A 14656-nucleotide genomic window follows, 5' to 3' on the forward strand; every position below is an offset into this window, starting at 1 on the left:
ATGCGTTCATCTATTTCCAAAGACTCATTATAGAGTGCGATCGCTTGATCAACTTCCCCTTTGTTGGCGTAGATACATCCCAGACAGTGCAACGTTGCCGCTTTACCTTGGACATCTCCAATGCGTTCATCTATTTCCAAAGACTCATTATAGAGTGCGATCGCTTGATCAACTTCCCCTTTGTTGGCGTAGATACATCCCAGACAGTGCAACGTCGCCGCTTTGGTTTGGACATCTCCAATGTGTTCAGTTATTTCCAAAGACTGATTGAAAAGTGCGATCGCTTGATCAACTTCCCCTTTGTTGGCGTAGATATATCCCAGTTGGTGCAACGTCGCCGCTTTGCCTTGGAGATTACCAATGCGTTCAGTTATTTCCAAAGACTGATTGAAAAGTGTGATCGCTTGCTCCACTTCTAGGGTGTTGACGTAGAGAATTCCCAGTTGGTGTAACGTCGCCGCTTTGCCTTGGACATTACCAATGCGTTCATCTATTTCCAAAGACTCATTATAGAGTGCGATCGCTTGCTCCACTTCCCCTCTGTTGGCGTAGATCATTGCCAGACAGTGCAAAGTCGCCGCTTTGCCTTGGATATTACCAATGCGTTCATCAATTTCCAAAGACTGATTGTAGAGTGCAATCGCTTCTTCTACTTTCCCTTTGTTGGCTTTCAGTATCCCTAAATAATGATAAATTGATGCTAATTCTCGTTCGTCTTCTGCGGGACAAAGATTTAAAGCTTGTTGGTAATAGTTTAATGCTTGATCAACCCCACCCATTTGATATTCACAAACAGCCATTTGTCTAAGAACACTATGGTTTTGAGTAATTTCTAAGGTTGATTTGCACAGATGTATTGCTTCCCGAAATCGACTTTGATTCTGCAAGTGTCCCGCCAATGAATTACCCATTTTCCCCGCAATATTTTCATCCTTCCCCAACAAAGCCAAGCGATGAATTTCTAACATTTTTGCTTCCGTAGCAGTTTTCGCCTCTTCCCACCACAGACGATACAAAATTTGTGCAGCTTGTTTATACAACTCTTCACCCTTGGGGTATTCTGGAAACTCTAACAACGGTGACAAAATCCGGGGAACACGATACAACTTTTCTGTGTTGTTGGTAAGCGTAACTTCCAACAAACCCAAAATTTCAGCGCGTTGAATATGACTTTCCCAACTTGAGATATCCTCACAAATCGGGGAAATTGCAGCTAGAGGAACAGGTAACTCATACACCAACAACTTCCCCAGCATTTGACGCAAAGCTGGAGTTTGCTGCTTCAGCAATTCCTGTGCCAAAATATCCTCACGAAATTCCTTTTCCTTATCTGCCATCTTTTGCAGAATCATCTCAACTCCCCTCTCGGCTTCCGGCGACTTCGGGGAATTTTGCAAAATCTGATCTAACCATTCCAACAGCCGAGGATTTCCATCAGCTGCTTGTTTGGCACGTTCGGGCAAATCTGGCTGAAATTGCCAACTGCCATTAAACGAATCCAGACGATTATACTTTTTAATTAAATCTGCCCCACCCAAAGCCCCCAGAGGTTCGCGGTACAGACGATGATTCAGTTCCGACAATGTGAAATTGTAGCGACAGGTAATAATTACCTTGTGGGGAAATTGGGAATTTTGCATTGCCTTCAGCAACGCCAGCAGTACATCCACAACTTGTGGTTGCAAGACATAAACCCCATTTCGTAATTCCAAATTAGCCTCAAAGTCATCCAGCACAAAGGCAAAGCGCTGTTCTTTGGTATTGAGTCCTTCTGTGAAAAACTTGGTGAGGCGCTGCATCAAGGGTAACTTGCCATTGAGAATATCATGCCCCCGTTCCGAGGTACATTGTTCAGCAAGGGTTTTGAGCAGTTTGTCCTCATCCAGTTGCCGAAAGTTCACCAGCCTGTGATAGCCAACCATCCTTTCCAGAAGTCGCGCCGTCACAGTACTCTTACCCACACCCCCCAGTCCGTGAATTAGTACCCCTAATGAAGTGCGAATTGCTTTGAGACAACGTTGCAAAGTCCGCCGTCTCCCAACAAACTCAGAGGGTTCCGCCACCCGCACCAGTTGGGTATCGGGATCTAAAAACTGTTGGTATGCAGGTTCCGGCGCAGAGGGTGGCAAATCTCCCCACACATCCACCAACGCACCGGGACATTCTCCCTGGACATATAACCGCAACAAATGCCAGTCCCGCACTTTCTGTTTAAACAACTGCTGGTAAGTGCTAGCGAGTGCTTCAGCTAATTGATATCCCGCAGCCAATTTGCCGTAGAGGTGCGCGGCGGCGGCTGTAGCTGTCCGATCTTCCACAGGCCGCCCCCAACTTAAAACCGCCCTCGCCCCTTGTGCAATTAGTGCCTCAGCCATTGAAGGGACAGCCCCTTTATCTGGTGCTTGTCCAGTCCGACACCCAGACAAAAACACCAACTTGGGAAAGCGAAACCGGAAGACTTCGGCAAGTTCTGCGGCTGTGGTTTCGTGGCGATCGCCAATTTCTGTCTCAGTGATAAAGTAAGGTGTGTAAGGTGCTTCATCTTTAATTGAGGCGTGTCCTGTGAGGTGAAACACATCAAAGTCATTAAAATAGCGACTCCACACCTTACCCAACTCGTTAACGCAACCGCTTTCTTCCACCCGCAAATCTACAGCAAAATCTCGCGTATCAGCCAGAATTCTCGCTTCTTCTTGTTCAAACTCTAACTTTGGTTCCACATCTTCCGGGTCGGTTGCCATAAACAATACTCGCAATTGTCGTGCTTCCACAGAAAACGGTTCCGTTTCTTTTTCAATCCAGCGCAGAGGTAACACCACTGGATTAACCCGCTTCACCAAAAAATCCTCACCATCATGCAGCACTTCCCAAGGTAGATGTGCCAATTTTTTATCAGTATCAATGGCAATTACCAACCCTTCACCGCGACAGTTAGCAATTCCCCGACTCAACCACCGTCCATCCCCATCCAACCAAAAAAATAACTGCTGCCCGATTCCTGATAAATTGGGCAGCAGTTTATAGTAATCTCGTTCACCTTGCTGGAGTAAATTAGCGATTTCTGCTAATTGCAGGCGACGTGATTCATAGTGATTTTTTTGAGGTAGCCAATACCTGAGTTCAACAGTTTCCTGCGTACTTTCCCGAAGTTGAATGCGGATAGTTTGCACTTATTTGCTGATAGATTTGAGGATTTCCGTGATTTCCTCTATAGTAGCTTCTTCGAGTAAAATCCTGTTTCCAGTATCAGGGTCAAGAATTATGACATCAAATTGCTTCCCTGGATGGGATTTATGCCATTCTTGATACCATTTGCGAATTTGTTCAGCTAAAGCCGCAGCACCGCCGACAATGCCAATAATAGTAGCAACAGCCGCCAAAGTTCCCTCTTTTTGCGTCGGAACTTCATAGCTTCCCGATATTCCAGGAATTTCTAGCAAAGCCTCGGCTGCTGCTGGTGCGCCTTCACCTTCGATTCCGACTTGAATTTCTGCCATAAAGTTACCTGCGAACTTATACAAGATTCTGTATATTATGCGTTGAATTAGGGATAAGGTTCACGCACAGACACAGAGAAGATTGCGAAATTATTTACTTTGTGTTGCAAGAATTGCCTAAAATAAAGCAACTGATGCAAACCAGGAAACTCACATCTTGCACCTAGTCCTGGCGATTAGAAATCGCAGCTATACAAACGTACTCCACCTCCGTGGACTAAGAGAAAATCAAAGGTTTTTAACCCACGGAGGTGGGTTTTGCCTGTGTAGCCGCGACTTCTAGTCGCCTGGTGCTGCTTTAAGTGCGATCGCTCAAGTGAAGGCGACTGGATCTGTTTGAAATAGTTATGAGTAAAAACACACCCAATACCTTTCGGTTCAGGTTTTTTGATGAAAATTATAAATCTCAAAGACGCGATAAATCGGCGTCTCTACAAAAGACTGATTATTGTAGAGACGCCGATTCATCGCGTCTCTTTAACCGAACAGTATTGAAAACACACCTGCGTGGGTTTCAAGTTCTTTGAGTCCGTGTAGGCGGACGAAAGTTTGTGTAGCTGCGATTTCTAATCGCCCGGTATATTTGCTTTTTAAGACGCTAGTAATTCCGGCTGAGGCATTAAACCTTGGAGAGTATGACGCAACTGAGCGATCGCTTGGACTTGAGAATCACCAGTTCCCTGAAATTGATCCAAAGATTCTCCAATTCCTTGCAGTTTTTGCCGTAATCCATCTAGAGAATCCTGAATTGGTTGTAGTGCTTCTTGATAAAGATTAATTCGACCAGAGAATTCAGCAGTTGTTCTTCTTAGGGATAGCAAATTTTCCTCGATCGCTTTCAGTTCTTGGCGCTTTTGATCTAGATCGTGAGTTTGATTGTCAATCATTCCCTGATTTAGCTCAACACCAGAACGAATTTGCTCAATCTCACGTTCCAGCTTTTGGATTTCCTGTGAATATTGTTGTCTCTGAGTTTCAATTTGTAGCAGAATCGGTTCTAAATTAATTTTGTTGTTACTTTCTTCTTCTTCAGTAACGGCATGGCCTTGGCGTCGCAGCATTACAGCTTTGTGTTGCTTGAGAAACTTCTGATGCTGTAGCATATTGCGGCGTTGTCCCACCAAGCTAGAATTTAGCATCTGATAAAGGTCTTTTTCATCTGTTAGTTCCAATTCCAAATTGATATGGTCATTGTCAGATGCATTATTTAATTTAGTTTGGAGTTCTTCTATAGCTTCTTGTTTATATGTCAGTTCTTGTTCTTGATCGTGAACAAAACTAGCATCTATTTCTAACTTATGCTCCAAGTCTTGTACGATCTTTTGCAGTTCTTCTAAAGGCATTTTCTCCAAAGCCTCCACATCAGCTTGCTTGCCAAGAACTACATCACCAGCTGTTGCAGCTAAAGAGTGCATCTGTTGATATAACTCTTCGGCGCTTCGTAATTGCTCTTTGATTATCCGAGCATACTCTTGCTTGCTGGTCAGGTTTGCGGTATTAATCTGCAATTGGGCTGTTTGCTGAACTAGAGAATTTTGTGCTTCTTGTAATGCATTTTGGCGATCGCTAAAAGTTTGTGACAAACCCTCTATTTCTTGTTGTTGTTGTGCGATCGCACTTTTATGCTCCTCCAGTTTTTGCCAGTGCGGCGTCAGAGTCGCTTGCTGCTTTTCAACCAATTCAAAGGCTAGATGCAGATGTTCTCTAACTGTTTCAGTGGGAGCAATACGACTAGACAAGCGATCGAGTAACTCACTCATTACCCGACTTTGTTCCTCATCCAAAACCGTCCCTTGTTTAAAATCCGCTTGACGTTCCTCTAGGCGACGTTGCTCACCCCGTAAATGATCCCAAGCGCCTTCCAACTCTTGACGGTTGCGCTCAATTTCTCCTTGCAATCGTTCAATTTCCTGGCGGGAGGTGTCAACTTCCTGTTTTTGCTCTTCCAGGTGTTGTAATTCTTCCTCCAATTGTTGCAACTGTTCTGAGCGTACCTCCATATCCATTTCACGGCGATTCAACTCTTGCGCCTGAAACGTTAACGACTGTTTCCACTGATCAATTTCATCTTCCTTGAGCTTAAATTTCTCCAACTGGCGGGAAAAATTCTGCAAAATATTGACGAGTGGACGCCCTGCCTCTTGAATCCGCTGTACTTGACGATTCGGATTCAGTTCAGCCAGTACCAAAGCGCCATCATTTAATTTGCTTACATCCTCAGCGGCAATCACTTCTTCCGACACAGTACTCCAATTCTGGTCAGTTCGCTGACAAGCTAGCAGTTTCAGTTCGGTTTTAGCACCGCCACTGAGTAAACCACCTTTCTGTTTTTGTACTTCTGCTAAATACAGCACACCGTTAGTCCTTTATTGATGCACTTAAAGTTCGTGTTTTGAGATATACCTTAAATAATTCTGTTAACTTGTCTCACTAAACCGAAGCTTAGAAGGACAAGACAGACAAAACTATAGACGCGAGATATTACGTCTTGATACTTATAGAAGCGATCTGGTCGCGCCTTTATATTTTGTACTGATGACAGTGACGATGACTTCCGTGTTAACACTAGCTTTGTCGAAGTGTATTACGAAAGATGAAGGTTTATAGTTTAATGTATTCCCTAATGACAATAAGAAGAGAGTAACAATCTTTCTAATAATCCATAATCAATACTTAAAGAAGAGGTCACGTCGCTTCTCTACGAGACGCCAAGGGCGAACGCTCCGAATTCAAAATTCAAAATTCAAAATTAATGATCCCCATAAATAAATTTAACGTGAGTTCGACAAGTCTTATTTGACCTCTCCCCCAGCCCCTCTCCGACACGGAGAGGGGAGCAAAAAGCTTAATTTTTCGTTGCTCCTCCCTTTCCGTTTCGGAGAGGGAGGTTGGGAGGGAGAGGTTCATCGAACTCACGTTAAATTTAGGGGCTTGTATCTTTTTCGTTTTCGGTCAAAATTCAGCAATACTTAAATACTTAAGGAGTACTTTTTAGCTAAATGCAGGGAAATTTAAATGAAATTGATATTTGCAGTATCCTGCAATTGATTGAGTTGGGACAACGAACCGGTCAATTATGGGTTGAAGCTCATAGCTCTCACCATAACAACAAACTAGGTGGAGAGGGAGCAAACATTTATCGCCCCAAACAACAGTCTTGGTTTGTCTTTTTCTTGAATGGTCAAATTATCTATTGCCAAGAAGGCGAGAGTAGTTTATCCAGAATTAGCGATTATTTACGTCATTACCGAGTTGAGACGCGACTCACCGACAAACAAATTGCCTCCCTACCACCAACCGACGCGCCAGAGTATGCCTATCTTTGGGCACTTTTGGAGCGGAATATCATCAACCCAAAGATCGCTGGTAGTATCATTCAGGGCTTGGTACATGAAACTCTCTTCGACTTGCTGAGTTTACGCCAAGGTAACTTCATTTTCTATCAAGGTGTGGCACTTGCTCCGCAATTAAACACTTTCGAGATTTCTCCATTTGTGACCAAAATTACGAAGCAGGTGCAAGAGTGGAAGCAACTCTATCCACACATTCAGTCTCCAGAACAATTACCAGTGCTATCTGACAAAGTTCAGCTACAATCTTCCCTACCAGAAGCAACTGTAAATAAGCTACAACATTGGGCTGATGGTAAAACATCTTTGCGTCAACTAGCTCGCCATCTCAACCGAGATATTTTGACAGTCGCTAAGGCAATATACCCTTATGTGCAACAAAGTTGGCTACAACTAGTATATTCAGAAACAAATAAACCGGATACCCGCACGGATAACCGAGAATTGAAAGGAAAACCGAGGGGGCGGATAGTATGTATTGACGATGCGATCGCCATCGGTGAGACTATAAATTCCATCCTACAACCACAAGGTTATGAAGCGATCGCTCTCACCAATCCTTTAGAGGCGCTGAGTCTGGTTTTTCAACTCAAACCAGATTTAATTTTATGCGATATTGCCATGTCGGAATTGGAAGGGTACGAGGTTTGTTCCATGCTGCGACATTCAACAGCATTTCGGCTCACACCGATTATCATGCTTACTGGTAAAGATGGGTTTATCGATCGAGTCAAAGCTAGGATGGTCGGGGCAACAGATTATTTAACAAAACCGTTTACAGACAATGAGTTACTCATGCTTGTAGAGAAATATATCGACAAACAATGAAAATGGGGCATTGGGCATTGAAAAGAGGCAGAGGGGCGGGGTGCGGGGGTGGAGGGGAAAACTCTTCTCCCTTGCTCCCTGCTCCCTCATCTACCCCATCTGTGAAGCATATAAAGAGATCAAAGATTTGTTGATCTACTAAAAGATGAGTTAAAAGATGTTATCACAGAGTCAGCTAACTCAGTGAAATATCAATCTCCGGGAAAATAGTGAAGACATAAAATTAATTTATACAGTTAATACTTGCGGAGGAATCAGGGAATGTTCCAATTAGGAACGTCTAAATCAGGAGGTAAATGACATTTATGAGTACAGTTCTGATTGTGGAAGACAGTATCGCCCAAAGGGAGATGATTACAGACCTCCTGAAAGCAACTGGCCTAACAGTTACCCACGCCAGTGATGGATTAGAAGCATTAGAGGCAATTCAAATAGCACCTCCAGATTTAGTGGTATTAGATATTGTCATGCCCCGGATGAACGGCTATGAAGTTTGTCGGCGCTTAAAATCCGATCCTAAAACCCAAAATGTTCCAGTGGTGATGTGTTCTTCCAAAGGCGAAGAATTCGATCGCTACTGGGGCATGAAGCAGGGTGCAGACGCTTACATAGCCAAACCGTTTCAACCAACCGAGTTGGTAGGAACAGTCAAACAACTGCTGCGAGGATAAGGATAAAAACAACATGGTCAGCAAACCGGACTTTTTAAGTGGCAGCGGTCAAGACCACTTCCGACCAGAATTACAAGTAGAAAGTCCTGAAGGTGAGTTACATTTGAGGTTTTACATTCCCTCGCATCAGGAGTTTGCACTACAAGCAACTGGCATTCGGGAGGTAATTGAACTAAGTCCTGATAGAATCACCCCGATTCCTAATGCTTCTCCTTTACTTTTGGGTACTCTAAATTTACGAGGTCGAGTTATTTGGGTGGCCGATTTGGGTCAATTTCTGGGGGAAGCAAGTGCATTAAACACGGATAGAGCTGAAATTTCGGTGATTGCCATTGAAGAACAAGACACAATCGTGGGTTTAGCAGTAGAGGAAATCGGTGGTATGGATTGGTTGGATGTCCAAAATCTTATGCCACCAACTAGTGTTCCAGATACTATGGCGCCCTTTTTACGTGGAGAGTGGTCATTAGGTGCTAAAAAAAATCAGTGCCTACGACTACTCGATCAAATGGCAATTGTACGGAGTGCTAGGTGGGCAGGATGAAATTGGAGGAGGAAATGGCAGCAAGTATTGATAATTACGAGCCAACATATCAACAGGCGATGACCGCCTATGTTCAAAGGAATTATGAGGTTGCGGCCACTTTAGTTGACCAAGTGGTGCAAAATTTACCAGATGACCCTAACTCCCATTTGTTAAGGGGTCACATCTACTATGTTTTACAGCAGTACGATGTAGCAAAAGAAGAATATCAACAGGTATTGGGCTTGACTAACGATCAAGAAATTATTGGTTTTGCCAATAATGGAATCGAAAATATCAATCAATATTTACAGTCATTCGGTGGGCAGGTTGATACATCAGAAAGTCAAGAGCAAATAAATTCCTCAGAGATATCCGATCCACTAGCATATATTGAACCAGAATTAGAAGATTTGGGCGCTAGTGAGGAGTTTGACAGCAATAACCTTGACTTGAACTTTTTTGGAGAGCATCAAGAAACTGTGAATGGCGTTGAAGAAATATCTTCAAAAAGTCCATTTGACATCCCCACAGAAGATAGTATTGGAACAGTAAAAATATCAGATTCTTCTACTCCTTTTGGTGACGATCCTTTTGCTTTAGATGAAGAATTACAGCAACAAGAATCAAATAATAAATGGGAGCAAAATACAGAATTAGAGTTGCCTGCTTTTTGGCAGGAAGATACATCAGAAGCTATTCTGGAAGAATCATTAGTAAATAGTCAATTCTCAGATAACGAGATAAATTCTCCTCACGGAAATTCAACTATTGACAATAATAACTCTTCAGCTTCTAATTCACCAACCGATAATAGCGAGAATAATTTCACTGATCTGTTGAGTGAGCCAAAGTCTCCAGAACAGAATATTGGAAATTTAGAATATAAAAAATCTAGTTTTCGAGACGAAACTTTACTGATTGTCTCAGAAGAACTGGTAAATGATTCGCCAATAACAAATAATGTGGAATCTGGCAGTCAAGAACGTTTGCCTGAAACGGAAGCACATAGTTGGTTAAAATCAGCAGATTTGGAATCAGAGTCAGCTTTCAAGCCAGATTTATCTAAGAAACCTTCATCTTTTGGTAGTAACTTACCTCAGAAAGAAAAGCAGTTTAAATCAACTGAATTCAGCAGTCAAAATAGCTTTGATGATAATGAAAATTTTGACATGGAAGCATTTGAATCTGCCTTTGGTTCAGATGGTTTAAGCTCTTATGAAGACTCAGCTACTATACTGAATGGAGAAAATTCTAAGAGCAATATCGAGTTTTTAGATGACTTTGAGGAATTTGACGATTTAGGCAATATTCCAGGGTTTGACATGATCGAAGGAGATTCTAACTTCGGCGATCTAGCAAGGCATTCTGCTCCAGCAGAAACTCGTGACAGTGGACGCTCTCAAGTAGCAGCAAGTACTACAGCCGATCGCGAGGAAGAATTATTCTCGATGACTGGTTCTCATGAAGCCGTTCCAGTCTTTAGCCAAACAGATGTCTCGAAACTTGAACCCAATGTCAGCATCGAGCAAGGATGGTTAGCACCATTAGAAAATGCTTCCATCGAACGGAAACAATGGTTAATCGCTGGCAGTGTGGGCATTGTCTCGGCGCTGGTTGTAGCCACAGTTAGCTTTGTTGCTACCACATTTTCGCCACCCCAACAACGAGAATCAGTCAGAAACACTGGTTGGGCAATGTCATTAGCTGCTGGGATTGCAGGTTTTGCGACCGCAGGCTTCATGGGAAATCTAGCACTGAAACAAATTCGGCGCACAACTGACGATCTCCAAAATCAGTTTGAGGCTGTACGTCAAGGAAATCTGAATGCTCAAGCCACAGTGTTTTCTGAGGATGAATTGGGGCATTTATCCACTGGCTTTAATGAAATGGCGCGGGTAATTTTCACAACCACAAGTGAAGCCCAACGCAAAGCCGATGAACAAGAGGAAGCCAAAGAAAACCTGCAACGCCAGGTAATTCGCCTCTTGGATGATGTGGAAGGAGCTGCTAGAGGTGATTTAACAGTCCAAGCGGAAGTGACAGCAGATGTACTGGGAGCTGTCGCTGACGCTTTTAACCTGACAATTCAAAACCTGCGGGATATTGTGCAACAGGTAAAAGTGGCGGCGAAGGATGTAACAAAAGGTGCAACCAACTCTGAAACTTTTGCCAGAGCCTTATCTAGTGATGCTTTGCGCCAAGCAGAAGAGTTGGCAGTAACGCTGAATTCTGTCCAGGTAATGACTGACTCGATTCAGCGGGTAGCAGAGGCGGCGCGGGAAGCTGAAACCGTTGCCCGTGATGCTAGTACGATCGCTCTCAAAGGTGGCGAAGCAGTAGAAAATACCGTAGCGGGGATTTTAGAAATTCGAGAAACCGTGGCCGAAACCACTCGCAAAGTGAAGCGGTTGGCGGAATCTTCCCAAGAAATTTCTAAAATTGTGGCGTTGATTTCTCAGATTGCTTCCAGAACAAACTTGTTAGCACTCAATGCTAGTATTGAGGCGGCAAGAGCAGGAGAAGCTGGACGCGGGTTTGCAATTGTAGCAGATGAAGTGCGCCAGCTAGCGGATAAGTCTGCTAAATCCCTGAAAGAAATTGAACAAATTGTGATGCAAATCCAAAGCGAAACAGGCTCAGTAATGACCGCGATGGAAGAAGGCACACAACAAGTAATTAAAGGGACAAAATTGGCAGAAGAAGCCAAGCGATCGCTCGAAAACATTATTCAAGTGGCTAATCGCATCGATATTCTTGTGCGCTCCATTACCAGCGATACTGTGGAACAAACGGAAACCTCCCGCGCCGTCGCTCATGTAATGCAATCAGTAGAACTGACCGCCCAAGAAACCTCTCAAGAAGCACAGCGAGTTTCAGGTGCCCTACAACACTTAGTAGGTGTATCACGTGACTTGATTGCTTCCGTCGAACGTTTCCGAGTAGAAACTATGGAAACCAGATAAATTGTCATTTGTCCTTTGTTATTTGCTAATGACCAATGACCAATGACCAATGACTAATGACCAATGACTAATGACTAAAAACTATGCTGCCCGAACAACAACAGCGGATTTTGGGTTACTTTATTGAAGAAGCCAGGGATCACCTGAATACCATTGAGCAAGGCTTGCTGAATTTAGAGGGTACTTTGAACGACCCGGAAATGATCAGTGAAGTCTTCCGGGCGGCTCACTCCATCAAAGGAGGAGCGGCGATGCTTGGATTAACTAGCATCCAGCATACCTCCCACCGTCTAGAAGATTGTTTTAAAGTTCTTAAAGATAATCCGGTTCAGATTGACCAAAAGTTAGAGTCTTTATTTCTTGGTGTATCTGATACCTTAAAATCGCTGTTAGAGCATTTGAGTGGGCCTTATGGTCTTTCCGAAGATGCCGCTAATACTTTGATGTCAGAAACAGAGCCAGTCTTTCAATGGCTGTATGAACATCTAGAACTACTTGTAGAACAAGCAAAGAGTGGAGTAGTTACTAGCCCTGATGCAACAGAACTACATACAACTTCTGTAGAAAATGTCTCCACACTTACAGAACTTTTCCTGCGGCGAGATATTCCCAGTTTGGCAGAAGATACCCATCAGGAATCTCTAGACTCGGTAACACCCCAGGAAGTGCGAGACACCCACGGACTCGCTAACGCTACGCTATCGCCAGTCACAGCTAAAGAAAATAATTGGGGCGAGTTTCAAGCCCAAGTGCTGCAAAGACTGCGGGAAATGTTGCAACTATTTAAGCAAACCACAACCCCTTCAACTCGGCAAAACCTCCAGCATTGCTGTCATCAGTTAGTCAAACTTGGTGAGACTTGGAATTTGCCTAAGTGGTGCGGTTTGTGCCAAGCAGCAGCCAGTGCGATCGGTAATCCCGAAAATACTTATCTGACTTTAGCTAAAATTGTCATTACCGAAATCAAACAAGCTCAAGAATTAGTTCTGCAAGGTAGAGAAGCCGAAATTGCAATCAGTCAGCAACTAGAAGCACTTTTGAGCTTTGCAGAAATTGAGTTATTAGAAATTACGCCTGATTTGTTTGATGAAGAGTCTGCGGCTTTTACAGCATCAGAGCCAATTCTATCTGCTAACACCGAGCTGTTAGAGCCGTTAACTCAGAAAACAGAAGAACTGAATCTAGACGAGGATAATAGCGATCGCGATCGCCCCTATATTCTGCAAGGGACACCACTAAACGCTGCAACTCATACCAGTCTTGCTTTCACCACACATGACGAAGCACATCCAATTAGTAACAATATTGACCCCCACGGGCCAGAGGTAGGAATAGCTGAGTTAAATACCCTTGCCGATTTATTTGAAGGTGAAACTCCCGAACTAGATGAAAGCTGGCATCAAGAAGAAACCTTAGATATTGTTGCTACCGATGACTTTGGAATTGATTTCAGCAGCACTGACGCTGCTGATGGCGATTTATCGGATTTACTCTCCTTTGATCAAGACACAAGCAACACACAGCAACCAGCAACCACAACTGCGGCAGAAGATTTATCCCTGTTATTTGGCGACAATTTCTTAGAAAAAGAGAATTCCGAAACGCAAAATCAACAAACAGCTGCTACGACTCTAGGGTTGAGTGATATTAACGTACTTGATATAAATTTAGACTCTTCTTCTCACGAAAATTTACAAGATTTTATTGATATTCCTAGTGATATAAATCAAACTCCTGAAAATATTGACCAAAATAGTGTAGTTGAAGATTTATTGACACTGGCACTAGATAATGAAGAAGAACTATTGCCAACAGGCGAAGTGACTCAACCCGAAACTGACGCTTTCGCCAGTGTGGAATTATCTACTAACCAACAAAACAGTTTTGATAACCTATTCTTAGAAACTAGAAATGCAAATTGGGTAGAAGAAATTACCCCTAGTGACTATATAGAATTACCCCAGCAAACAGACTTGTCTTTGGACAACCTATTTGCAGATATGGAAGAACAGACACTATCGCCGACAAGTGAATCAGAAATTGGTGACTTATTCGATACATCTCCAACAACCGCACCTGAGTTTTCTCAATCAGAAAACGATCTGAGTAACTTCTGGAACCAGGAAACCACAGAGGAAAAAGACGAATTTGATTCCTTAATTGAGCAGAATGTGGAAAGGGCGTTAGATGAGAGTTTGTTTACTGCGGCGGCTGATGATATTTTTGCCGATAGTCAGCAATCCATACCTTCTCCGATAACCAGTTTTGATCTAGAAGAAGATTTTAATATCAATTTTCAGCATCAAGAGCAGCTAGATTTGATATTATCATCAAATTCTGGAGATGATTTATTTGATGAGTTAGCGCCAATTAACTCAACTGTTTCCCCGATAATCAACGATGCTTCTATGGCTGAAACGCCTTCGTTAGGGCAGCATCCAGAGGAAGAAATTATCAGGCTGCAACAACCAGAAGCTTTAGATTTTGTTCCAGAATTTACTAATCAGCCCTCAGAGATATTTGGTGTTGCTCTGGAAGCTAATTCATTAGATCCCTTCGATGAAAATCCACAACTGCTGTTTGAAGATGTAGTTACAGATTCCACCTATATTCAGATGGAAACCACAGAATTATCTGTGAATGAACTATCAGAAACTATTAGTTTTGGCGAAACTTCAGATTCAGTATTACCCGAAACACAGCCAGGTAATTTGTTCAGTCCATTCGATGAAAATCCGCAACTGCTGTTTGAAGATGTTGCCACAGATTCCACCTATATTCAGATGGAACTCACAGAATTATCTGTGAATGAACTATCAGA

8 protein-coding genes are annotated in these 14656 nt (G+C 43.1%); 5 read left to right on the forward strand and 3 right to left on the reverse strand.

Annotated elements, in window-relative coordinates; genetic code table 11:
* From V7L07_RS19390 to hmpF, 3 genes are all read right to left on the reverse strand, one after another.
* Window positions 1–3170: tetratricopeptide repeat protein (locus tag V7L07_RS19390; RefSeq protein WP_335060544.1), on the reverse strand; the 3170-nt coding region annotated here is incomplete at its 3' end.
* Complete coding sequence (locus V7L07_RS19395; RefSeq protein WP_335060546.1) at window positions 3171–3497, reverse strand: hypothetical protein; 327 nt, start codon at window positions 3495–3497, stop codon at window positions 3171–3173. It lies immediately after the preceding gene.
* A 590-nt stretch (window positions 3498–4087) separates the two neighbouring features.
* Window positions 4088–5851, reverse strand: a complete 1764-nt coding sequence (gene hmpF / locus V7L07_RS19400) for a pilus motility taxis protein HmpF (RefSeq protein WP_335060548.1) — start codon at window positions 5849–5851, stop codon at window positions 4088–4090.
* Between the two features lie 645 nt (window positions 5852–6496).
* On the opposite strand from hmpF, the gene V7L07_RS19405 reads away from it, so the two are divergent.
* The 5 genes from V7L07_RS19405 to V7L07_RS19425 all read left to right on the forward strand — a co-directional run.
* Window positions 6497–7675, forward strand: a complete 1179-nt coding sequence (locus tag V7L07_RS19405; RefSeq protein ID WP_335060550.1) for a response regulator — start codon at window positions 6497–6499, stop codon at window positions 7673–7675.
* Between the two features lie 305 nt (window positions 7676–7980).
* Complete coding sequence (locus tag V7L07_RS19410) at window positions 7981–8346, forward strand: response regulator transcription factor (RefSeq protein WP_069073698.1); 366 nt, start codon at window positions 7981–7983, stop codon at window positions 8344–8346.
* Between the two features lie 13 nt (window positions 8347–8359).
* Window positions 8360–8890: a chemotaxis protein CheW gene (locus V7L07_RS19415; RefSeq protein WP_179068518.1), complete on the forward strand. Its 531-nt coding sequence runs from the start codon at window positions 8360–8362 to the stop codon at window positions 8888–8890.
* Between the two features lie 14 nt (window positions 8891–8904).
* Window positions 8905–11835 (forward strand): methyl-accepting chemotaxis protein, encoded by a 2931-nt coding sequence (locus tag V7L07_RS19420; protein WP_335060552.1) that lies wholly within the window; start codon window positions 8905–8907, stop codon window positions 11833–11835.
* 83 nt (window positions 11836–11918) lie between these two features.
* The coding region (locus V7L07_RS19425) for an Hpt domain-containing protein (RefSeq protein ID WP_335060554.1) at window positions 11919–14656 on the forward strand (2738 nt) is incomplete at its 3' end.

The organism is Nostoc sp. (genome assembly GCF_036916985.1).
Classification (GTDB): Bacteria; Cyanobacteriota; Cyanobacteriia; order Cyanobacteriales; family Nostocaceae; genus Nostoc.